Annotated in this window: 20 protein-coding genes; 8 read left to right on the top strand and 12 right to left on the bottom strand. The window is 66.6% G+C overall.

Annotated features, from left to right (window positions below; translation table 11 throughout):
- Position 1 precedes the first annotated feature (1 nt).
- Positions 2–1,609: an AMP-binding protein gene (locus CDA09_RS09485; RefSeq protein WP_121428395.1), complete on the top strand. Its 1,608-nt coding sequence runs from the start codon at positions 2–4 to the stop codon at positions 1,607–1,609.
- 71 nt (positions 1,610–1,680) lie between these two features.
- Here CDA09_RS09485 and CDA09_RS09480 read toward each other — a convergent pair whose 3' ends face one another.
- From CDA09_RS09480 to CDA09_RS09450, 7 genes are all read right to left on the bottom strand, one after another.
- Entirely contained in the window at positions 1,681–3,321 is a 1,641-nt protein-coding gene (locus CDA09_RS09480) for a DUF1302 domain-containing protein (protein ID WP_353616642.1), read from the bottom strand.
- A 26-nt stretch (positions 3,322–3,347) separates the two neighbouring features.
- A complete protein-coding gene (locus CDA09_RS09475) occupies positions 3,348–4,730 on the bottom strand; it encodes a DUF1329 domain-containing protein (protein WP_121428394.1) in 1,383 nt (460 codons plus the stop codon).
- A gap of 216 nt (positions 4,731–4,946) precedes the next feature.
- Positions 4,947–6,149, bottom strand: a complete 1,203-nt coding sequence (locus CDA09_RS09470; protein ID WP_121428393.1) for an acetyl-CoA C-acyltransferase — start codon at positions 6,147–6,149, stop codon at positions 4,947–4,949.
- A 51-nt stretch (positions 6,150–6,200) separates the two neighbouring features.
- Positions 6,201–6,662: a MaoC family dehydratase gene (locus CDA09_RS09465; protein ID WP_121428392.1), complete on the bottom strand. Its 462-nt coding sequence runs from the start codon at positions 6,660–6,662 to the stop codon at positions 6,201–6,203.
- A 10-nt stretch (positions 6,663–6,672) separates the two neighbouring features.
- On the bottom strand, positions 6,673–7,458 hold the full coding sequence (locus CDA09_RS09460; RefSeq protein WP_174718426.1) for an SDR family oxidoreductase: 786 nt from the start codon (positions 7,456–7,458) through the stop codon (positions 6,673–6,675).
- A 115-nt stretch (positions 7,459–7,573) separates the two neighbouring features.
- Positions 7,574–8,455, bottom strand: coding sequence for an SDR family NAD(P)-dependent oxidoreductase (locus CDA09_RS09455; protein WP_121428390.1), 882 nt, complete (start codon positions 8,453–8,455; stop codon positions 7,574–7,576).
- Positions 8,456–8,465: 10 nt separating this feature from the next.
- Positions 8,466–10,034 carry an amidase gene (locus CDA09_RS09450; protein WP_121428389.1) on the bottom strand — a complete coding sequence of 523 codons (1,569 nt, stop codon included), beginning with the start codon at positions 10,032–10,034 and terminating at the stop codon, positions 8,466–8,468.
- 317 nt (positions 10,035–10,351) lie between these two features.
- On the opposite strand from CDA09_RS09450, the gene CDA09_RS09445 reads away from it, so the two are divergent.
- The 7 genes from CDA09_RS09445 to CDA09_RS09415 all read left to right on the top strand — a co-directional run bounded on the left by CDA09_RS09445 (position 10,352) and on the right by CDA09_RS09415 (position 16,998).
- Positions 10,352–11,182, top strand: a complete 831-nt coding sequence (locus CDA09_RS09445) for an alpha/beta fold hydrolase (RefSeq protein ID WP_121428388.1) — start codon at positions 10,352–10,354, stop codon at positions 11,180–11,182.
- Between the two features lie 8 nt (positions 11,183–11,190).
- Positions 11,191–13,323, top strand: coding sequence for an oxidoreductase (locus tag CDA09_RS09440; protein WP_121428387.1), 2,133 nt, complete (start codon positions 11,191–11,193; stop codon positions 13,321–13,323).
- Between the two features lie 45 nt (positions 13,324–13,368).
- The gene (cofE, locus tag CDA09_RS09435) at positions 13,369–14,175 is read left to right on the top strand and encodes a coenzyme F420-0:L-glutamate ligase (RefSeq protein ID WP_286164444.1); all 807 of its coding nucleotides are present in this window, start codon (positions 13,369–13,371) and stop codon (positions 14,173–14,175) included.
- Positions 14,172–15,122 carry a 2-phospho-L-lactate transferase gene (cofD, locus tag CDA09_RS09430; RefSeq protein WP_121428386.1) on the top strand — a complete coding sequence of 317 codons (951 nt, stop codon included), beginning with the start codon at positions 14,172–14,174 and terminating at the stop codon, positions 15,120–15,122. Before cofE ends, cofD begins: the two co-directional genes overlap by 4 nt.
- Positions 15,123–15,330: 208 nt before the next feature.
- Positions 15,331–15,906 carry a PAAR domain-containing protein gene (locus tag CDA09_RS09425; protein ID WP_121428385.1) on the top strand — a complete coding sequence of 192 codons (576 nt, stop codon included), beginning with the start codon at positions 15,331–15,333 and terminating at the stop codon, positions 15,904–15,906.
- Positions 15,903–16,682: a peptidoglycan recognition protein family protein gene (locus tag CDA09_RS09420; protein ID WP_121428384.1), complete on the top strand. Its 780-nt coding sequence runs from the start codon at positions 15,903–15,905 to the stop codon at positions 16,680–16,682. Before CDA09_RS09425 ends, CDA09_RS09420 begins: the two co-directional genes overlap by 4 nt.
- Positions 16,669–16,998: a hypothetical protein gene (locus CDA09_RS09415; protein WP_121428383.1), complete on the top strand. Its 330-nt coding sequence runs from the start codon at positions 16,669–16,671 to the stop codon at positions 16,996–16,998. Before CDA09_RS09420 ends, CDA09_RS09415 begins: the two co-directional genes overlap by 14 nt.
- A 118-nt stretch (positions 16,999–17,116) precedes the next feature.
- On the opposite strand, the gene CDA09_RS09410 is transcribed toward CDA09_RS09415, so the two are convergent.
- The 5 genes from CDA09_RS09410 to CDA09_RS09390 all read right to left on the bottom strand — a co-directional run bounded on the left by CDA09_RS09410 (position 17,117) and on the right by CDA09_RS09390 (position 22,682).
- A complete protein-coding gene (locus CDA09_RS09410; RefSeq protein ID WP_121428382.1) occupies positions 17,117–17,917 on the bottom strand; it encodes an SDR family NAD(P)-dependent oxidoreductase in 801 nt (266 codons plus the stop codon).
- Entirely contained in the window at positions 17,910–19,076 is a 1,167-nt protein-coding gene (locus CDA09_RS09405; RefSeq protein WP_121428381.1) for an acyl-CoA dehydrogenase family protein, read from the bottom strand. The genes CDA09_RS09410 and CDA09_RS09405 overlap by 8 nt, the downstream gene beginning before the upstream one ends.
- A 13-nt stretch (positions 19,077–19,089) precedes the next feature.
- The gene (locus CDA09_RS09400) at positions 19,090–20,061 is read right to left on the bottom strand and encodes an acyl-CoA dehydrogenase family protein (RefSeq protein ID WP_286164443.1); all 972 of its coding nucleotides are present in this window, start codon (positions 20,059–20,061) and stop codon (positions 19,090–19,092) included.
- A gap of 256 nt (positions 20,062–20,317) precedes the next feature.
- On the bottom strand, positions 20,318–21,484 hold the full coding sequence (locus CDA09_RS09395; RefSeq protein WP_121428380.1) for an acyl-CoA dehydrogenase family protein: 1,167 nt from the start codon (positions 21,482–21,484) through the stop codon (positions 20,318–20,320).
- Between the two features lie 19 nt (positions 21,485–21,503).
- Entirely contained in the window at positions 21,504–22,682 is a 1,179-nt protein-coding gene (locus CDA09_RS09390; protein WP_121428379.1) for a lipid-transfer protein, read from the bottom strand.
- Positions 22,683–22,701 lie beyond the last annotated feature (19 nt).

The raw sequence follows: 22,701 nt of genomic DNA, 5'->3' as shown, positions 1-22,701 counted from the left end.
CATGACCTCTCGCACCTTCAGCCTGGCCGATCTCTTCGCGATCGCCGCCGAGACCGTACCGGAGCGCGATGCGCTCGTGATCGGCGCCAGCCGCCACACCTATGGGGAGATGGCCGCGCGCATCGAGCGCCTGGCCGCCTGGCTGCACGGGCAGGGCATCGGCGCGGGCGACGTGGTCGGCCTGCAGATGTACAACTCGGCCGAATACCTCGAAGCCTTCCTCGCCGCCTGCCGCGTGCGCGCCATCCCCGCCAACATCAACTACCGCTACGTTGCCGACGAGCTGCGCTACCTCTACGACAACGCCGGGCTGAAGGCGCTGTTCTACAGCGCCGAGCTGGAACCCGCCGTCGCCGAGGCCCTCGACGCCGCACCCGGGCTGCGCGTGAAGGTGCGCACCGGCGCGGGCACGCCTGCGCTGGCCGGCTCGACGCGCCACGACGACACGCTGAGCGCCGACCCGGCGGTGCTCGCCGCAGTGCAGTGCCGCGACGACGACATCTCCCTGCTCTACACCGGCGGCACCACCGGCAAGCCCAAGGGCGTGATGTGGCCGCACAAGGACCTCTTCTTCGGCAGCCTGGGCGGCGGGGCCTCCTACGTCCCGGCCGAAGGACCGGTCGCGACGCCGGAACAACTCGCCGACCGCATCCGCAAGGGTGCGCCGATGCGCTTCATGCCGGTCGCGCCGCTCATGCACGGCGCCGCGCACTGGGCGACGATGGTGTCGCTGCTGGCCGGCCACACCGTGGTGCTGAACGACCAGCATCATTTCGACGCCGAGCACATCCTCGACCTCATCGCCGGCGAACGGGTGAATTGCCTCACCATCGTCGGCGACGCGATGGCGCTGCCGCTCCTCGACGCGCTCAACGCGCAGCCGGAGCACTGGGATCTCTCCACCCTGTTCGTGTTCGGCAACGGCGGCGCGGTGCTCTCCGAGCACCTCAAGGAAGGCCTCAAGGCCTACCTGCCCCCGAACGTCTATTTCAGCAACGGGCTGGGTTCCTCGGAAAGCGGGCAACTCGGGCTCGGCAGCAAGCCCGCCGACTGCGGCATGATCCGCATCGCCGCGCGGCCCGACCTCGTCGTCGTCGTCGACGGCAACCGCCTCGCGGCGCCCGGCGAACCCGGTATCCTCGCGCGCAGCGGCTACCTGCCGCTCGGCTATTACGGCGATCCCGAAAAAACCGCCCAGACCTTCGTCACCATCGAAGGCCGGCGCTACGTCCTCACCGGCGACGCCGCGCAGGTCGCCGACGACGGCGCGATCGTCGTCTTCGGCCGCGGCTCGAACTGCATCAACACCGGCGGCGAAAAGGTCTTCCCCGAGGAGGTCGAGGAAGTCCTGCGCATGAGCCCGGACGTGCTCGATGCCCTCGTCGTCGGCCTGCCCGACCCGCGCTGGGGGCAGAAGGTCGTCGCGGTGGTCGCCCCCCGCCCCGGCCTGTGCCTCGACCCGCAGCAATTGCGGGCGCTGTGCCAGCAGCACATCGCGAACTACAAGATTCCCAAGGATATCGTCCTGGTGCCCGAGGTCAGGCGCTCGGCCGCCGGCAAGGCCAACTATCCCTGGGCGCGCGAGATCGCGCTCACGGCACTACACTGACCGTAACAGGGCGACAACGGTCGAAAGAAACCGGGCTTGAAGCCCGGTTTCGTGTCCCGAGAAAAGCGTTCTCAGAACGAGTACTTGACGACCAGCGAGAGCTGGTCCCGGTCGGTCAATAGCCGATTCTTGACCGGATCGAGGCTGGCCTTGCCGAAGTAACCCAGGTAGGTCAGGCCGATCTGCAGGTTGCGGCGGTAGGTCATCGTCGCGCCGACGCTCAGACGGTGATCGCCCTCGCCCATGCCGAGGTTGCCCTGCAGGGTGCGGCCCTTCAGCTGACGCGAGTAGCTGATCGGCACGCCGAGCTCCCAATTCTCCAGGATGCCCGGATAGGTCAGACTGAGCGTCGATGCGAAGGCGAGGCCGTAGCTGCCGAAGCTCAGCGAATCCGACAAGGGCGTGGGCACGGGAACGACCCCGAAGCCCGGCGCGAAAGTCCGCGAGACATCGCCGGTCGCGCCCGGCACCCGACGGGCATCGGGATTACGCACGTCGGTATAGGCCACTTCCGCCAGGAAGTTGGCCTGCGGCGCCAGGAAGGTCCGCCCAAGGTTGACGAAGGTATTGACGTTGGTCTGCAACACGTCTGCCGTCGTGGCAGTGGGGATTACGCTGGAGCCCAGACGCGTATTGACGAGAGCAGGGGCATCCTTGCGATAGGAAATTTCGCCGCCCAGGGTGGCGACACCGAAGGTCGTGCTGAATGTGGTTCCAATCAGTTCGATGTCTTTGAAGTAACGATGGTTGAAACCGAAACCGTTGCCATCCGAAAGGAGAGAGTCGACATCGACCATCGGAACACGGTCGTGGTAGCGCAAGTAGACCAGACCCAGCTCGGTTTCGTCGGTCACGCGGTACTTGCCACCAACACCCCATTGCCCGGTTTTGCCCGGCTTCTCATCGGCCCTCCCGGGCACCCTGCACGGGCCCGGCCCAGGGGTCATACAAACTGCACCCGGCCCGACGACATCCGACGTGCTCAGGAAGGAACCCGGCGCATTGATCAGCGTCTTGTGCCAGTTGTACTGGGCGTACGCCATCAACGACAGCCTGTCATTAACCTCGTAAAGCACCGAAACCTGATCCTCGGGCAGCAACTGATCCTTTACTTCCGTGCCGGGGATGCCGGCCTTGGTGCCGTCCGCGGGCCCTTGAGCGCCCGAAATACCCGGAATAAAAAGGCTTTCTCCCCATGACACGACGTGCTTGCCGAGACGGACAGTCGCTCGCCCCTGCTCGCCGATGTCGAACGAGGTGTAACCGTAGACGTCGAGCAAGCGACTGTAACCGCCGTGGTAGCGCCTGGCTTCACTGGTGAACTGATTGGCTTCTCCGCCGATCTTGTTCGGAAACGAGGTGCCGTCGTTGTCGTTGGAATGATGGTAAACGTCGTCGTAGAAGGTGCTGGCAGACAGAACGAAACCGGAATTTCCCTTCTTGAAGTGAGTGTCCAGCAAAGCACTCACGCGATTCGACGTCAATGCCCCCTTGTCGAAATTATTGTCGCCGTCATTGCCCGCGGCATTCTTCGTCAGCACGGAATCGCGGCCTTCGAGGCGGGTGGACAGCGTATAGGTCGTGGTCAAGCGCGATTCAAAGGTCGCCCCGTTTTCGAACTCCACGGTATCGAAGGCCGACGCCGGAATCGCGATGCCCATGCCGACGATAGCGAGCGCGATCGGCTTCATTTTGTTGTGCAATTTCATCATGTCTACTCCCCGGAATGTCGAGTGCATCACTGGCCCAGCGCACGCAGCGCAGCGGGGGTGTACATGTCGGGCGAGAGGTCGCCGCCGTTGAGGACCCAGGACTTTTCGCGCTCCTGGATCAGGTTGAAGGCGACGTAGCCGCCTGAATCGAGGTCGTGATAGAAGGCGGTGCCGGCCTGCCATGCGTTGAGGTCGAACGCATAGAAGTGGTTGATGACGCCGTGCTGCCAAAGCTTTCCGCGCTGGTCGTAGAAGTCCCCCATCGAGGCCTGCCAATTGTCCTCGTCGATGAACAGCACGCGCTTGCCGAACAGATGGCGGTAACCTTCCTTCAGCGAGCCTTCCAGCACCCACACGCGGCGGAGTTCGTATCGAAGATAGGCCGGGTTCGCGTGTCCCTTCTGCAACAGATCCGCGTACTTCACCTTGCTGGAGTGCAGACGGTATGCGTTCGCGGGGATGTACATCTCCCTCTTGCCGAGCAGCTTCCATTCGTAGCGGCTGGGATCACCGTTCATCAGGCGGTCCTGGTCGATGGTCATCTTGCCGCTCGTGCCGCCCATCGGTGTGTCGAACCCGTAGGTCGGCAGTTGGCGCACCCGTCGCGTACCCGGGTCGTAGGTCCAGGCAAGGCGCTTCGCACGGGCAAAGTTGACGGGCTCCTGAGAGGCGGTAAAGCTGCCGCGGTCGCGCTCGGGCAACAGCGTCCCGGACAATGAATAGGCCATCAGACCCTCCATCGGCTTACCCAATTCGCCGGGCTGCGAGACGATGTTCAGGTTCTTGTTGAGCTGCCGACCCCAGGTGATGCTGCCATCCGACCCCACGTCCGCGATGTCCCGCACCACGTGCTCCGTGAAGGCCCGGTACGGGAAGTTCATGTTGGCGAGAACCTCCATCGGCGACTTCGGAATCGGGAAGCCCACGGGTCCCTTGTGGCCCGTATAGCCGAGGCCATCGTCGATCAGTTCGGCTTCAAGCGCGTTTTTCCTGGCCAGCTCACAAATGGCATCCGGATACCTGAAGTCGCGCCGGGTCTGATAGACGGGAATCCGGAAGGTGTCGGGATACTTCTTGAACATCGCCTTCTGCCCGTCACTGAGCTTGTCGGCGTACTTGCTCATGTTCGCTGCGGTGATCTCGTACAGCGGCTTGTCGTCCGGATAGGGATCCACGGGATGTTGGCCGACGTGCAGCGTGTATTTCACGCCCGGAGGCGTGCCCAGCCACTTGCCGGAAAAGGCGGGAATGGTGCCGTCCTTGTTGCCGGCCGCCTCGGCGCCGACGCAGGTCAGATCCTTGCCCAGCCGGGCTGCTTCGGCTTCGCTGACCTTGGCCACCGCTTGGCCCCCGGTCACCGCGAGCGCCACTATCGCCATGACCGGTATCCAGATACGGGTTCTCATCATCTATGTCTCCTGCCTATTCGGCGTCTTTATTCTGTGTTTCGGTTAAACACTTGTGTAGATGCCATCGATCGTCGTGTTGCCGCTCTTGTGCATCTGTCGCCATTTTTTTCGCCTTGACCAGCCCTCACATCGTCCGTTGGGACTAAACGGGGACTACTATGTCGAAAGTGATATCTTTTGGAGCATCTTCCGCACGACGGGGGGCGTAGCCGCCGCCTACAGCACCTCGAACAGGCCCGCCGCCCCCATGCCGCCGCCGATGCACATCGACACGACGACGTACTTCACGCCGCGCCGCCGCCCTTCGAGCAGCGCATGGCCGACCATGCGCGCGCCGGACATGCCGAACGGGTGGCCGATGGCGATCGCGCCGCCGTTGACGTTGAGCCGTTCATTCGGGATGCCCAGCTTGTTGCGGCTGTACAGCACCTGGCAGGCGAAGGCTTCGTTGATCTCCCACAGGCCGATGTCGCTCACCTTCAGGCCGAAGCGGTCGAGCAGCTTGGGGATCGCGAACACCGGCCCGATGCCCATCTCCTCGGGCGCGCAGCCGGCGACGGCGATGCCGCGATAGGCGCCCAACGGCGCAATGCCGCGGCGCTCGGCTTCGGCGCGGCTCATCACGAGCGCGGCGGAGGCGCCGTCGGAGAGCTGCGACGCGTTGCCGGCGGTGATGAACTCGCCCTGCCTGACCCACTGGCCGTCCTTGAAGACCGGCTGCAGCTTCGCGAGGTCTTCCAATGTCGTCGACGCGCGGTTGCATTCGTCGCGGCTGGCCACCACGTCTTCATGGCCCGTGGGCTTGCCTTCCTTGTCGAACAGCAGCTTCCTCGCCGCCAGCGGCACGATCTCGTCGTCGAAGCGGCCCGCCGCCTGCGCCGCCGCGGTGCGCTGCTGGCTCTGCAGCGAGAACTCGTCCTGCGCCGTGCGGCTGATGCCGTAGCGGCTGGAGACGATCTCGGCGGTCTCCAGCATCGGGATGTAGGCCGCGGGCACGACGGCCTTCACCGCTTCCGACTGCGCGCGGTAGGTGTTCTTGTGTTTGGTCTGCGTGAGCGACAGCGACTCGACACCGCCCGCCACCGCGATCTTCATCTCGCCGGCGAGGATGTTCTTGGCGGCGACGCCGATCGTCATCAGGCCCGACGCGCACATGCGGTCGAGCGCCATGCCCGGCACGCTGTCCGGCAGGCCACCGGTGTAGGCGCACAGGCGGCCGATGTTGTAGGCCTGGGTGCCTTGCTGCACGGCCGCGCCCATGATCACGTCCTCGACCGCTTCGGGCTCGATGCCTGCGCGCTCGACCACGGCGCGCACGACGTGGCCGCCCAGCACGGGGGCCTCGGTGTCGTTGAAGGATCCGCGGAAGGACTTGGTCAGCGCAGTGCGCGCGGTGGATACGATGACTGCTTCGGTCATGGCTTGTGTTCTCCGGTTACGTCTGGATTCGGGAAAGGATGTCGGGGAAGGTCAGTCGGCGAAGGTGTAGCGGCTGATGGTGTCGACGACGCAGGCCGGGCGCTCGCCGCCCTCGATCTCGATCGTCACGCGCACGGTCGATTGCATCGCGTCGCGGATGCGTTCGACCTTGAGGACCTCGCCGCGCCCGCGGATGCGCGCGCCGACCTTGACCGGCGCGGGGAAGCGCACGCGCTCGCAGCCGACGTTCACGCCCATCTTCAGGTTCTCGGCGCGGATCAGCTGCGGCAGGAACAGGTTGGCGAGCGCGAGCGTCAAGTAGCCGTGCGCGACGCAGGCGCCGAAGGGGCCGTCCTTGGCGCGTTCGGGGTCGACGTGGATCCACTGGTGGTCGTCGGTCGCGTCGGCGAAGCGGTTCACCCGCTCCTGCGTCACCTCGACCCAGTCGGTCGCACCCAGGTCGCGCCCCTCGGCAGCGACGAGTTCGTCGGTGCTCGAAATCACGAAGCTCATTGGGATCTCCTCAGGCACGCTGCGAGCTGACGGAGAGCACTTCGCCGGTCATGTAGGAGGCGTAGTCGCTGGCGAGGAAGACCATCACGTTGGCGACTTCCCACACCTCCGCGGCGCGGCCGAAGGCCTCGCGGCTCGCGAGCTGCGCGAGCAGTTCCTCGCTGGAGGCCTTCTTTAGGAAGTCGTGGAGCGCGATCGAGGGCGACACGGCGTTGATGCGCACGCCATGCTCGGCGGCCTCCAGCGCCGAGCAGCGCGTCAGCGCCATCACGCCGGCCTTGGCGGCCGCGTAGTGCGCCTGCCCCTTCTGCGCGCGCCAGCCGAGCACCGACGCGTTATTGACGATGGCGCCGCGACCGCGCCGCTCCATGTGCGGCAGCATCGCGCGCGTCATGCGGAAGGTGCCGGTGAGCGTGATGTCGAGGACGCGCGTCCATTCCTCGTCGCTCATCTCCGTGACGCGCTTCTCTCCGCCCAGTCCGGCGTTGTTGATCAGCACATCGACGCCACCGAGCCGGTCCTCGGCCGCTGCAACGAGGGCCTGCACTTCTTCCTCGTTCGTGACGTTGCACAGCTGCCCCCAGACGGCCTGCAACCCGGTTTCGGACTTCAGCCGGGCGACCGCCTCTTCCAGGCGGCGCGGGTGGATGTCCGAGATCATCAGCGCGCGGCAGCCCTCCTCCGCGGCCTTGCGGGCGGCAGCAAAACCGATGCCGGCGCCCGCGGCGGCGGTGATCAGGACGGACTTGCCGGCGAGCAGCTGATGGCCGGGCACGTAGGAAGGCGCTTGTCTCACGGCGTGAACCTCGAAGAATGGATACCACGCCATTCTTGAGGCCGGCCCGACCCGGCCGCATCGTCAAAACGGACGGGATGCGGGCAGAAAGCTCAGCGACGCGTGCCGCCGGATCTCACGCCACGCGCGCCGGGTGGAAATCGCGCGGGGCACCCAGGGTCGCGCGCCAGGACAGCGGCTGGCGCCCGTCTTCGTCGCGGATGCCGTAGCACAGCGCGAGTTCGGCGACGATCAGGGTCTGCCCCGACAGGCTCGCCCGCTCCGGGTCGCGCCACAGGGCCTCGATCACGCGCCCCGAAAACTGCGGGCTTTCGCTGCGAGTGCCGATGCCCCCGTACGCATCGGGACGGCGGCGGGCCGCGAACGCCGTGCGCTCGGTGCGCTGCATGCCCAGCCACAGCGACACCGCCGCAACGCCGGTGCCTTCGAAATCGACCGCCATGTCGTAGGCCATCTTGTCGCAGCCGGCCTTCTGCGCTCCATAGGCCGGCCCGTGCATGTAGCAGCCCGCACCGTAGGACGAGGTGAAGGCGACCAGCGCATGACCGCTCCGCAACAGCAGCGGAGCTGCGCAATGCGTGGCGATAAAGTTGGAGCGCAGGCCGACGTCCAGGATCGCGGCCTGGCTGCGCGGCTTCTCCCAGAACGGGCCAGGCTCGATGAGGCTGTCATCGATGCAGATGGCGTTGTTGACGAGGATGTCGAGCCGCCCCCGCTCGCGCGCGACGCGTTCGAACAGGGCCTCGACCTGGGCATCGTCGCCGTGGTCGCAATTCACCGCGATACCGCGGCCGCCGGCGGCGGTGACTGCCGCGGCGCTGTCATGGATGGTGCCGCCGAGCACGGCATCACCCACCCGGCATTCACCTTCGCGTTCGCTGCGGCCGGTGACGTAGACAGTCATGCCCGCGGCGCCGAGCGCCTCGGCAATGCCGCGACCGACGCCACGACTGGCACCGGTGACAACGGCAACGCCGTTAGAGGGAGCGGCATTCATCCGAGCCCCCTCACGCGAGCGCGGGCGGACGGCGGTCAGCCCACGGCGCGGCCTTTTCGAGTTGTGCCGCGAGGGCAATGAGGCGTGCCTCGCCGCCATACGGGGCCGCGAACTGCACGCCGATTGGCAGACCTTCCGCGCTCCAATGCAGGGGAACCGACATCGCCGGATGTCCGCTCATGTTGAACATTGCGGTGAAGGGCGAGGCGAGCACGGCCCGCTTCGCAAAGTCCTCAAACGGCTGGTCCAGCGACAGTTCGCCGAGCTTGGGCGGCAGCGCGGCGGTGGTCGGCGACAGGATCAGGTCGTAACGCGCAAACACTTCGTCGAAGATCCGCCCCGCTTGATCGAAGACGGAACGCGCCGCGTAGAGCTGCTCGGCACTGTATTTCTGCGCCTTCTGCAGCGTGAGCCAGTTAATGGGCTCGAATTCATCCTCGCGCGCCTGCCGCCCGACGAGCTTCTCGCGCGCCCGCACGGTGTACAGCATGCCCGTGCCGGTCATCACGCCCATGCTACCGAACATCTCAAGGAAAGGCAGTTGTTGCAGCGAGATCGGTTCGACGTGGTGGCCGAGACCGGCGCACAAGGTCGCGGCCTTGTGCGCAGCCTCCAGGCATTCGGGATGCACGCCCATGCCGAAGAGATTGGTGTCGAAGAGTCCGATCTTCAGGCCCTTGGGGAAGCGGCCCAGCGCCTTCACGAGATCGGAGGTCGGCGGCGCCGCGCGCGTCCCCGCTTCGGGACCCTGGCTCAGCTGCATCAGCCAGGCGGTGTCGCGCACGCTGCGGCTGATGACGTTGTGCACCGACAGCCCCATCCAGCCTTCGAGCGCGCCCGGCCCCATCGGGATCAGGCCGCGGCTGGGCTTGAGGCCGAACAGGCCGCAGTGCGAGGCGGGAATGCGGATCGAGCCTCCGCCGTCGCTCGCGTGCGCCACGGGCAAGACGCCTGCCGCGACCGCCGCCGAAGCGCCGCCGGACGAACCGCCCGAGCTGCGCTCCAGGTTCCACGGGTTGCGCGTGAGCCCGAAGAGGCGCGATTCCGTCGTCCCGGTCTGCCCGAATTCGGGCGATGCGAGCTTCGCAAAGATGTTGAGCCCCGCCGCCTTGTAGCGCCGGACGACGGTGGAGTCCTGGTCCACCACCGCATCCTTGAAGAAGGTGCAGCCGTTGGTGGTGACCGTCCCCTTCAGGGCGACGGCAAGGTCCTTCAACGCGAAGGGCACGCCGGAAAGCGGCGGTCTCGCCTCGCGTTCGGCCCGGCCGGCGGCATCCAGCCCCCTCGCCTGCTCCCGGGCGAGGTCGAAATGCGGCGTAGTGACGGCATTGACGACCGCATAGGCTTCGGCGCGGGCGATCGCCGCTTCGAGCACCTCGCTCGGTCTCACGTCCCCCCGCCGGATCCGGCGCGCGATCTCGATCGCGTCCCAGCGCTCATATTCGGGCAGCGGCAGTGCGGATTGCGGCCGCGCCGCAGCAGCCATGCCGGGGCCCAGCCCGGCTACGGCGGTTGCGCCGAGCGCGGCACCGGCTTTCAGGAAATTGCGCCGCGCCGGCGTGATGTCGTGTTCGTCCATGCGAGCTTCCCCAGGCTGTCCACTCCGGCATCGCCGGCCTGTGTGCAGGTCGGACGATAACAGCGGACGGTTTCTTCCCGAAATGGCCGACGCCGCGCGACAGGCCTGCGGGAAATTGCCCGCATTGTCCGAAGCCGCTCCCTACGCCTCATCGTCCGTTGAGACTACGCGCCGCCGCCGGTATCGCGGCAGGATTCGTCTGAACGGACGATGCCCACCTGCTTCGGAGCGGGAGAATAAGCCTCCAATGAGAACCTTCGTCCACGCCATCGCCGACGCCTGAACAATCAATCACCCTTCCCGCCAGGAGCCCCTTGATGAATTCCCCCGACCTGCCCATCCCTCTCGAGCAGTTCGTCGAGCTAGACACAGGCCTGCGCCTGCACTATCTCGACGTCGGCCAGGGGCCTGCGGTCGTGTGGCTGCACGGCAGCGGCCCCGGGGCGAGCGGCTACAGCAACTTCAAGGGCAATTACCCGGCCTTCGCCGAGGCCGGTTTCCGGAACATCGTGCTCGACCTGCCCGGCTTCGGTCGGTCGGACAAGCCCGCCGACGCGCAGTACAAGCTCGATTTCTTCGTCGCCAACCTGCACGCATTCCTGCGCGCGATCGGCATCGAGCGCTGCACGCTGCTCGGCAACTCGCTCGGCGGCGCCATCGCGCTGGGCCAGGCGCTGGCGCATCCCGAGACCGTCGAACGCCTGATCCTGATGGCCCCGGGCGGCGTCGAGGAGCGCGAGACCTACTTCCGCATGGAAGGCATCGTGCGCATGGTCGAGACCTTCGCGAAGGGGCCGATGGGCCCGGCCGAGATGCGCCACGTGATGAGCCTGCAGGTGTTCGACCCGTCCCTGCTCGACGACGCGATCATCGCCGAGCGCTCGGCCGTCGCACCCTTGCAGCCGGCGAACCTGTTTTCCACCATGCTGGTGCCGAACATGACGGAGCGGCTGCACGAGATCGCCGTGCCGATCTTCGGCTTCTGGGGCACCGACGACAAGTTCAACCCGCACACCGGCGCCCTCAAGCTGATCGAAAACGCCCGCGATGCGCGCATGATCCTGCTCAACCGCTGCGGCCATTGGGTGCAGGTCGAACATCGCGAACTCTTCAACCGCAGTTGCATCGATTTTCTGACCAAGGGGTAAGCCGCGTCATGGGAGCCTTCGACAATCTCTTGCAGTCCGGCCGCATCGGCAGCCTGGAACTCCGGAACCGCATCGTGATGGCGCCGATGGGCTCCAACTTCGCCGAATCCGACGGCACCTGCGGCGAGCGCATCCAGGCCTATTACGAGGCACGCGCAGCCGGCGGGGCCGGCCTGATCACGATGGGCGTCGGCGCGATCGCCTACCCCCACGGCACGGCCGAGCCCTACCAGCTCGGCCTGTCGGACGACAAGTTCATTCCCGGCCTGAAGGGGGTGGTCGATCGCGTGCACAAGCACGGCGCGAAGATCGCCATCCAGCTCCAGCACGCAGGCAAGACGGCGGTGCGCGACCTCACCGAGGGGCGCGAGCTGTGGGTGCCGTCGATGCCGCCGGCGCTGAAAACCGACATGTTCGCGGCGCTGACGCAGGAAGAACTGGGCGCCTTCATCAGCTCGTCGAAGGGCCGCGAGAAGGCCGGCGTGAAGATCCGCATCATGGACAAGGCCGACATCGCGCAGATGATCGAGTGGTTCGCCGCGGCGGCCGAGCGCGCCCGGCGCGCGGGCTTCGACGGCGTCGAGATCCACGCCGCACACACTTACATCATCGCGGGCTTCCTGTCGGGCTACTTCAACAAGCGCGACGACGAGTACGGCGGTTCGATCGAAAATCGCGCCCGCTTCATGCTGGAAGTGATCGCCGCCGTGCGCCAGCGCGTCGGCGCGGACTACCCGGTATGGCTGCGGCTCGACGCGTATGAGCTGCGCATGGAAGGCGGCATCACGCTCGACGAGGCCAAGGTGTTCGCGAAGATGGCCGCTGCGGCGGGCTGCGACGCGGTGAGCGTGTCGGCCTATGCCAACACCAACACCGGCGTGGCCTTTACCGAGGCGCCGCTGGTGCAGCAGAAGGCCGGTTTCCTGCAGTGGGCGGCCGAGATCCGGGAAGGGTTGAAGATCCCGGTGATCGCCGTTGGCCGCCTTGAGCCCGAGGTCGCCGACAATGCGATCGCGGCCGGCCAGTGCGATTTCGTCGCGATGGCGCGCAAGATGCTCGCCGATCCGGAACTGCCGAAGAAGCTCGCGGAGAACCGCCCCGAGGACATCCGTCCCTGCATCTACTGTTACGCCTGCGTCAGCCAGATCTTCATCAACGAGCGGGTCAAGTGCGCCGTCAATCCGATGACGGGCCACGAGGCCGAGATGCGACTGGTACCGGCGGCCAGGCCGGGCCACGTCGTCGTGGTCGGTGGCGGCCCGGCGGGGATGGAGGCCGCACGCACCGCGGCGCGGCGCGGGCACAAGGTGACGCTGCTGGAGCGCAGCGGGCGGCTGGGCGGCACGCTGTTCTTCGCCGCGCTCGCCTACGCCGAGAACGGCGCGCTGCTCGACTACCTCGTCACGCAGATGCGCAAGCTCGACATCGACGTGCGCCTCGACACGACCGCCACGCCCGAGCTGATCCGCGAACTGAAGGCCACGGCGGTGATCGTCGCGAGCGGCGCCGAGCGCAACGCACCGCCGATTCCGGGCGCAGAGCTGGATCACGTGTGGTCGGGCGACGAGCTGCGGCGTCTGATGACCGGCGACCGCGCCGACGAGATCGCCAAGCGCAAGCTTTCCCTCGCCCAGCGCGCGCTGATGAAGGCCGGCAGCCTGGTGGGCGTCACCGACAGCACCGATGCGATGCAGAACCTCTCGCGCGTGTGGATGCCGCTCGGCAAGAAGGTGGCGATCATCGGCGGCGGCCTCGTGGGCGTCGAACTGGCCGAATTCCTCGTCGACCGCGGGCGCGAGGTCGTGGTGCTGGAGGAAGGCCCCAGCCTCGGCCGGGAACTCTCCATCGTGCGGCGCTGGCGCGTGCTCGACACCCTGCGCCAGCACGGCGTCACCCTGCACACGAAGGCAAAGGTCGAAGCGATCGAGAAGAAGAAGCTGATCTACACCGATGCTGAGGGCACGCGCTGCGAACTCGCCGTCGAGTCGGTGGTGCTGGCCGTGGGTGCGCGCCCGGACGACAGCCTCGCACGGTCCCTCGAAGCGGCCGGCGTGCCGGTCAGCTCGGTCGGCGACGGCGCGCAACTCGGCTACATCGAAGGCGCGATCAGGTCGGGGATGCAGGCCGGGCTCACCGCCTGATCCGGCCGGGACGGGAACCCTGCCCCTCATGACGGAGACGGCCGCATGCACAGCGACAACCCGCAAGCAGGCAAGGCCCGCACCTTGAGCCGCCGACTTTGCTTCGAGGCGCTCCCCGGCATCCCGGAAGTGCAGCCGGGCGACGCGCTGGACGCGCACATCGCCCACGCGCTCGCGGCCGGCGCACTGGAACTCGCCCCGGACACCATCATCGTCGTCGCGCAGAAGATCGTCTCCAAGGCCGAAGGCCGCTTCGCGTGGCTCGACGAGATCAAGCCGTCGGGCCACGCCCTGGAACTTGCGCGCATCACCGGCAAGGATCCCCGTCTGGTCGAACTCACGCTGGCCGAATCGACCCGCGTGCTGCGCGCGGTGCCGGGCGTGCTGATCGTGCGCCACCGCCTGGGCTACGTGATGGCCAATGCCGGCATCGACCTCTCCAACGTCCCGGGCGAAGGCGGCCGCGAGCGGGCCTTGCTGTTGCCGCTCGCCCCGGATGCGTCGGCGGCGGCGTTGCGCGCATCCCTACGCGCGCGCACCGGCACGTCGGTCTGCGTGATCGTCAGCGACAGCTTCGGCCGCCCGTGGCGCAACGGCGTCGTGAATGTGGCCCTCGGCTCGGCGGGCATCCCGGCGCTGATCGACCGCCGCGGCGAGCCCGATCGCCACGGACGCACGCTGCAGATCACGCAGACCGCCTTCGCCGACGCAATCGCCGCCGGCGCGGCGGTCGTGATGGGCGAAGGCGACGAAGGCATGCCGGTGGTGCTGGCGAGCGGCTTCCTGCCCACCGCCCCGGAGGTCGATTGCAAGGCGCTGCTGCGGCCGCTCGAAGCAGACCTGTTCCAATGACTGCAAGACACATCCTCGCACTGAGCGGCGGCGTCGGCGGCGCGAAACTCGCCGACGGCCTGCAGCAAGCCTGTAACGACGGCCGCCTTACCGTGGTCGTGAACACCGGCGACGATTTCACCCACCTCGGCCTCAGCATCTCGCCGGACGTCGACACCGCCCTGTACACGCTCGGCGGCGTCGCCAACCCCGAGACCGGCTGGGGACGCCGCGACGAGACCTGGACCTTCATGGATGCGCTGGCCCGGCTCGGCGGCGAAACCTGGTTCCGCCTCGGCGACGGCGACCTCGCGACCCACGTCGAGCGCACACGCCGGCTCGCGGCCGGCGAGTCGTTGTCCGCGATCACGGCCGACTTTGCGCGCCGCCTCGGCATCCGGGCCGACATCGTGCCGATGTCCGACCAGCCGCTGCGCACGCGCGTCCACAGCGACGAGGGCGTGTTCGACTTCCAGGACTATTTCGTCCGCCACCAGTGCCGGCCGGTGACCCGCTCGATCGAGTTCGCCCAAGGGGATGACGTGCGCCCGGCCCCCGCCGTCCTGGCCGCGCTGGCCGACGACGCACTCGACGCGATCGTGATCTGCCCGTCCAACCCGTACCTGAGCATCGCCCCCATCCTCGCCGTGCCGGGCCTGCGCGACGCGCTGCGTGCGGCCGGCGTGCCCATCGTCGCCGTCTCGCCGCTGGTGGGCGGCACGGCAGTCAAAGGGCCGACGGCGAAGATCATGGCCGAACTCGGTGTGCCGGTGGGCGCCGAGCAGATCGTGCACTATTACGGCGACTTGCTCGACGGCTTCGTCCTCGACGTCCGCGACGCGCATTTGCAAGAGCGCATCGCGCTGCCCGTGCATGTCACTGACACGCTGATGCGGACACCGCAGGATCGCGTCCGCGTCGCGCGGGAGACCGTGGACTTCGCGAAGCACTTAAAGAGTCGCGCTTGATCTGAATGGGATACCCCCAAGACAATACCGCACGCTCCAAACCCATTCTGGGTACTTATTGTCGGTTTGCGGATATTCGCGACTTCTTTCCACTTACGAAGCATCCTCGATAGACCGTTTTCGGCCCGCCCTGCTGGTCCGGAAGGGCGACCACCCAAGGTGGGCAACGCCGGTGTAAAATATGCCCTTTGGGTTTCCGAGTAACCCTATGTCAAGACCGGTAATTGTTGTGGGTGATCGAACATCGCATGGCGGTGTGGTAATCACCGGTTCCCCATTCACCGATGTCGGCGGGAAAGCGATTGCCCGAATCGGCGACAAGGTAACGTGTCCCCAGAAAGGGCTCGGTTCCGTGACTACCATCGTGACAGGGGATTTGACGGCGATCATCGATGGTCAGCCGGTGGCTCGACATGGCGACAAAACGGCCTGCGGAGCGACGCTGATTTCCAGCCAGATACTGACCTATGTCGACAACGACAGCGCCGTCGGCTACTCGTCTTCCGGCAATTCGTTCGCGCAGCCGGCAGCGGCCCGCGATCAGCTTAAAGACGATACGCTTCGTCACGAAATCCGATTTCAGGCGCTCGATGCCGAAACCGGACAACCGGCGCAGCATAGCCCGTATGTCGTGACCCGCCAGGATGGCACGCGGACCGAGGGCGTGACCGATGGCAACGGCCTTACCGAAATCATCGATTCCGATCAGCCAGAGGATGTATCGGTGCACTTTTATTTCCGCTCGCCGAGCGGTAACACCATCCAGCGTGGGGATTTGGCATGAGTGATGTCCGCACCGACGATCTGAAAACAGGCTCCTTTGATACCTGGGCCACTATCGAAGCAAAACGTGCCGAAGCGGTCAAAACTGTCACGGTCAAGGTCGACCACAAGGCAGCGACGCGCCAAGCGATCATTGTCGCGATCCGCAAGGCCGGCATTCCGTTGATGACCCGCTCCGAGTGGAAGGCCAAGCCATCCGCACGCTCCGATGGTCCGGATTGGGACTACAGCGCTATCGTGATTCACCACGCCGGAAACAGCTATTCGTGTTCGGCCGATGGTGCCGAGTTGATCCGCAAGGCGGAAGATACGGACATTGCGAGCTTCGGACACATCAGCTACCACTACGCGATAGATTGCAAGGGCACGATTTACGAGGCACTGGATATACGGGAAAAGGGTGCGCATTTGAAAGCGGCCAATACTGGGAAAATCGGCATCGTATTTTTATCAGATTTTTCCCTACCTGGTGAAGCGGTCGCGCATGGCCCCTCATTGAGTGACAGCTTCAAGCGGGGTGCAAAGGCTGGGGTCGCCGAAATACTTGGCCAAGCCAAGGATGCTGTTTCAACGAGTTGGGACACACCGACAACGCCACAACTTAATGCCGTCGATGTCCTGGTGAAGACGCTCGTTGAATACTTCAAAATTGCGATGCTTGGCGGCCATCGCGAGTTTGCTTCGGCGAACGATCAAGGGCGGGCCTGTCCAGGAGCGCACGGTTTGAAAATCGCCCGCGACTTACGCGATCGGTATCGCCTTGATGTTCCGAAATAAGCCGAAACTGGCGATTGGCGCCGGCCTCCTGCTGGTTTTCACACTGTTCGTCGGGATCGACATGGAGCCTGTACTGTCGGGCCATGAGCTTACTACTGTGCCTGTGCCGTTCATCAAGAGACAGCCGGCCTTGGCTTTGGTTTTCTCGCTCCCTGTTGAGCCATTTCGAGTGATGCACCACGACACAGACATGCCCGACGTGAAGCGCCTGGCGCTTCAACGATACTGCGCTGTTCGGTTCGGCGAAAGCGAGGCTGACTGTTTGGCAACCCTTGAGGGGCGGCTAAGGGAGAGCGGGTTCTACAAAGCGGAGTAGCCGTTCCTGATCAACCGCAGAATAGCGCATCCGCGATAGACGCTTTTCGCCCCGCCCTGCGGGTTCGGTAGGAGCCGCGGGGGTCGGCTGACACCGAGTTAGCAGCAGATGGCTTCGGTCAGGCCACCGACGGCAGCCAGGAAACCCCGTTGATGTGGGAGCCGCCGTCGACAAACAGCGTGTTGCCGGTCATGTAGCCCGCCCCGTCGCTGGAGAGGAACGCGACGACACTGCCGATGTCCTGCTCGGCTTCGCCCATGCGCCCGGTCGGGTTCTGTTTCAACAGCAGCAGGGCGTTTTCCGGTGACGCGGCGGCAAAGCGTTCGTAGGCCGGCGTGCGGGCGGCAGGGCAGATCGCATTGACCGTGATGCCGTGCGCGGCCCACTCGCGCGCGGCACTGCGGGTCAGGCATCGCAGCGCCTCCTTGCTCACGTTGTAGTCGGCGGTGTAGGGGTGGGCATTGACGCCGTTGAGCGAGCACATGTTGATGATGCGCCCGTACCGCCGGGCCTTCATGTGCGGGAAGGCGCACTGCATCGCGACCAGCGGGGCGTAAAGACTGCCCTGCAGCGCCCGCGCAAAATCGGCCGCCGGCTTGGCTTCGAGCGGGCCCGGACGATTGCCGAGGTAAGCGTTGTTGACGAGGATGTCGAGAGTCCCGAAGCGGCCGGCGACCGTGTCCACCAGCGCTTCGAGGCTCGCACTGTCGGCGATGTCGCATCCGATCGCGACGGCGTCGCCGCCTTGAGACCGGATCAGCGACACGGTTTCGGCTGCGGCATCCGCATTGATGTCGGAAACCACGACCTGGGCGCCCTCCGCCGCCAGACGGAGTGCGACGCCACGGCCGATGCCCTGGCCGGCGCCGGTGATGACCGCCACCTTGCCGTCCAACAGCCCGGTTCCGGGTTTATTCATCGCTTCGTGCCTCCGTCGGCGTCGCGTCGCCGTAACGCTGCACGTGGAAATCGTCATCGCCCAGCAGGGCCTGCGCGACGCGGATGCGCTTGAGGAAGAGGCCCACGTCGAGTTCGTCGGTGACGCCCATGCCGCCGTGCATCTGCACCGCCTCGCGGCTGATGCGGTGCGCGACATCGCCGGCCTTCCACTTCGCTAGGCTCGCGAGGCGGGCGCGACCGGCGGCGTCGAGCGTCGGGTCGTCCATCGCGGCAAGCCCCGCCAACACGGCACTGCGCGCGAGGTGGAGATGGGCGTAACACCAGGCCGCGCGATGTTGCAGGGCCTGGAAGGAGCCGATCGGCACGTCGAACTGCACGCGCGTCTTGAGATACTCGACGGTGGTGTCGAAGAGGCTTTGGGTCATCCCCAGGAGCTCCGCGGCGAGGCACACGCGGCCGCGGTCGAGCGCCGCTTCCAGCGCGGCCCACGCCTGCCCTTCCGCCCCCAGCAAGGCGCCCGCGTCGACGGGCACGTCATTCAGGCGCAGACGCGCGTGGTTGCGCGAATCGATCATTCCCATCGCCGACACGATCAGGCCGGATGCGTCCGCCGGCACGACGAAGAGGCTGAGCCCCTCGCGCCCGCCCGGCGCACCGCCGGTGCGCGCGACGACGACGAAGGCGTCCGCCCCCTGCCCGTCGGCCACGAACACCTTCTCGCCCTGCAGCACATAGCCGTCGTCGCGGCGCTCCGCGCGCAGCGCGGTGGCGGCCGGATCATGACGCGGGTGCTCGTCGAGCGCGAGCGCGATGCGCTTGTCACCCGCGATCAGCAAGGGCATCCATTCGGCCTGTTGGGCCTCTGAACCCGCCCGCTCGATCAGCGTGCCGCCGAGCACGATGCTCGACAGCAGGGGCGAGGCCGAGAGATTGCGGCCGATCGACTCGAACACGGCGCCCAGCCCCATGCAGCCGAAGGCGAGCCCGCCCAGGTCCTCGGGGAAGGGAATCGCGCTCCACCCCATCCCGATCATCTCTTTCCACAGCGCGTCGTCGAAGCCTGCGGCGGCCCCTTCATCGCGCAGCCGCCGCTGGGCAGCGACCGGGCTGCGGGCCTGCAGGAACTCGGCGGCGGTATCGGCCAGCAGGCGCTGCTCTTCGGAATACACCAGACTCATCGCAGACGACTCCTCACTTGCCCTGTTTGCCTTCGGGCAGACCCAGCACCCGCTTGGCGATCACGTTCAGTTGCACCTCGGACGAGCCGCCGGCGATGGTCTGCGCGAAGCTGCCGAGCCACGCACGGGTGAGCGCGAGTTCGCTTTCATCGAAGGCCTCGTCCTCCCAGCCCAGCGCGCGGTGGCCCATCACGTCGAGCAGCACTTCGAGCTTGTCCTTCTCCTGCTCGGAGTGGACGAGCTTCATGATCGCCATCAGGCCCGACACGTCCTGGCGCGCGCGCATCTCCTCGCCCATGCGCTGGGTGGTGAGCGTGTACGCGTGCTCGTCCATCGCCATCGCCAGCGCGCGGGCGCGCAACGCAATGTCGGCGGTCGATGCGGCATCGGCGGGCGGCAGGTAGCGCGCGGCCACCGACAGCAGGTCGACGTGGTTCGGCAAGCTGGATTCGCCGAACTTCGACATCGCGCGGCGCTCGTGCTGCAGCAGCGCCTTCGCGAGCGTCCAGCCGCCGTTGAGCGGGCCGACGAGCTGGCGTTTGGGCACCTTCACGTTGTCGAAGAAGACCTGGCAGAAGGACGACTTGCCGCTGATCAGATCGATCGGCCGCGCCTCGATGCCGGGCGATTTCATGTCCACCACCAGCAGGCTGATACCCTGTTGCTTGGGCACGTTCGGATCCGTGCGCACCAGCAGGTACATCCAGTCCGACTTGTCGCCGTAGGAGGTCCAGATCTTGGTGCCGTTGACGAGGAAGTGGTCGCCCGCGTCGAGCGCCGAAGTCTTCAGGCCGGCCAGGTCGGAGCCGGCGTTGGGCTCGGAGAAACCCTGGCACCAGCGGATCTCGCCACGCGCCATTGGCGTGATCAGCTCGCGCTTCTGCTCCTCGCTGCCGAACTCGAGCACCACAGGGCCCAGCATCCAGATGCCGAGGTTGATCTGCGGCGGACGGCAATGCAGGCGCCGCATCTCGGATTCGAGCACCGCGTTCTGCTCCGGGCTCAGCCCCCCCCCCACCGTACTCGGCCGGCCAGTCGGGGCAGAACCAGCCCTTGTCGCGCATGCGCTCGAACCACAGGCGCTGGTCCTCGGTCCTGAATTCGACCGTCCTGCCGCCCCACACCACCTCGCCGTCGGGCATCGGCGTGCGCATCGACGGCGGGCAGTTGGCCTCCAGCCAGGCGCGGGTCTCGCAACGGAAATCTTCGATCGTGCTCATGATCCTTCCTGTTGTCCCCGGTCAGCGCGAACGCGGCATGCCCAGGCCGAACTGGGCGATCAGTTCGCGCTGGATCTCGTTGGTGCCGCCGCCGAAGGTCAATGTAACCGACGCCCGCACTTCGTACTCGAGTTCGCCGAGCAGCGCCGCGGCGGCCGAGCCCGCACGCACCAGACCGCTCGCGCCGACGATCTCGCACAGCTTGCGCAGGATCTCGATCGCCGATTCGGAGCCATAGACCTTGGTCGTCGATGCGAGGGCGACATCCATGCGGTCGTGCTCGAGGTCAGCCGCGATGCGGAAGTTGATCAGGCGCATCGCCTCCAGCCGCGCATAGCACTCCGCCAGCAGCGAGCGCACCCAGGGCAGGTCCGTCGCGCGGCGCCCCTGCTCGTCCGCGCTCTTCGCCCACAGGTAGACGCGGCGGAAAAGGCCCGCGACCTTGTCCGACCACGAACCGAGGCCCAGGCGCTCGTGGTTGAGCTGCGCGGTGATCAGCTTCCAGCCGCCGTGCAGTTCGCCCACCAGCATGTCGGCGGGCACCTGCACGTTGTCGTAATAGGTCGCCGCCGTCGGGTTGCTGCAGGTCGGGATCACCGTGTGCGAGAAACCCGGCAGTTGCGTGTCCAGGATCAGGATCGACACGCCCTTGTGGCGCGGGCGCTCGGGATCGGTGCGCGCGGCGAGCCAGATGAAGTCCGCCGCTTCCGCACCCGAGGTCCACAGCTTGTTGCCATTGACGACGAAGTGGTCGCCTTCGGGGCGCGCGGTGGTCTTCAGCGCGGCCAGATCGCTGCCCGCGCCGGGCTCGGAATAGCCGATCGCGAACAGGATTTCGCCCGCCGCGATGCCCGGCAGGAACTTCGCCTTCTGCGCGGCGCTGCCGTGCGCCATCAGCGCGGGGCCGACGGTGCTGATCGTCACGAAAGGCAGCGGTGCGCCGGCGATGTTGGCCTCCTCGAAGAAGATCAGCTGCTCGGTCGCCGCGTAGCCCTGGCCGCCATGCTCCTTCGGCCAGCCGACCGCGAGCCAACCATCGCGGCCCATCTTGCGGATGATGTTGCGGTACTCCTCGCCGCCTTCCTTGCCGCGCAGGCGTGCGCGCAGCTCGGGCGTCATCAGGTCCTGGAAGTAGTCGCGCACCTTGCGGCGCAGCGCGTGCTGTTCGGGCGTCAGGTCGACGAACATGATGGTCTCCGTCGTCAGCTCAGGCAGTGCCGAGGATCAGGCCGCTCGTCGGCACGCCGGTGCCGGCGGTGACGAGCACGTTCTCGACCCCGGCGACCTGGTTCGCCGCCGTGCCGCGCACCTGGCGCACCGCCTCCGCGACGCCGTTCATGCCGTGGATGTAGGCCTCGCCGAGCTGGCCGCCGTGCGTGTTGATCGGCAGCTTGCCGCCGCGCGCGTGGTGGCCGGCGCGGATGAAGTCCTTGGCCTCGCCGCGCTTGGCGAAGCCGAATTCCTCGAGCTGCGGCAGCACGAAGGGCGTGAAGTGGTCGTAGATCACGGCGGTCTGGATCGCATCGGGGCCGAGGCCCGATTGCCCGTACAGCTCCTTCGCGACCACGCCCATCTCCGGCAGGCCGGTGATGTCGTCGCGGTAGAACGAGGTCATGCTCTGCTGCCCGTCGGTGATGCCCTGTGCACCGGCCTTGACGATCACCGGCTTCTGCCGCAGGTCGCGTGCGCGCTCGGCCGAGGTGATGACCATCGCCACCGCGCCGTCGGATTCCTGGCAGCAGTCGAGCAGATGCAGCGGCTCGGCGATCCAGCGCGAGGCCTGATGGTCTTCCAGCGTGATCGGCTTGCCGTGGAAGAAGGCCGCGGGGTTCGTTGCGGCGAAGTCGCGCACCGCGACGGCGACGCGGCCGAAGTCCTCGGAGGTTGCGCCGTAGATGTGCATGTAGCGCTGCGCGAACATCGCCACCCACGCCGCCGGCGTGTGGAAGCCATACGGCATGTACCAGCCGTAATTGACGTTCTCGAAGATCGGCGTCGAGCCGAAGCCGTAACTACCGGTGCCGAAGCGATACCACGAGCGCTCGTTCATCGCGCGATACACGACGACGACCTTCGCAACGCCGGTCGCGACCGCCATCGCCGCGTGCATCACCGGCGCGCAGGCCGCACCGCCGCCGTGCGGAATCTGCGAGAAGAACTTGACGTTCTTGCAGCCCAACAGGCGCGCGATCTCGTACTCGGGCACCTTGTCCATCGTGTAGCTGCTGAAGCCCTCGACCTCGGACGGGTCGATGCCGGCGTCCTTCAGCGCGGAGAGGGTTGCTTCCATCGCCAGCCGCAGTTCGGTGCGCCCGGAGTTCTTCGAGAATTCGGTTGCGCCCAGGCCGACGATGGCGGCGCGTCCGGAAAGAGACAGGTTCGTCATGTGTGCCGTGCTCCGCGGT

The organism is Azoarcus sp. DN11 (assembly GCF_003628555.1).
Classification (GTDB): Bacteria; Pseudomonadota; Gammaproteobacteria; order Burkholderiales; family Rhodocyclaceae; genus Aromatoleum.
Note: the sequence above shows the minus strand (reverse complement) of the source record. Positions and strands in the feature narration are given on the sequence as shown.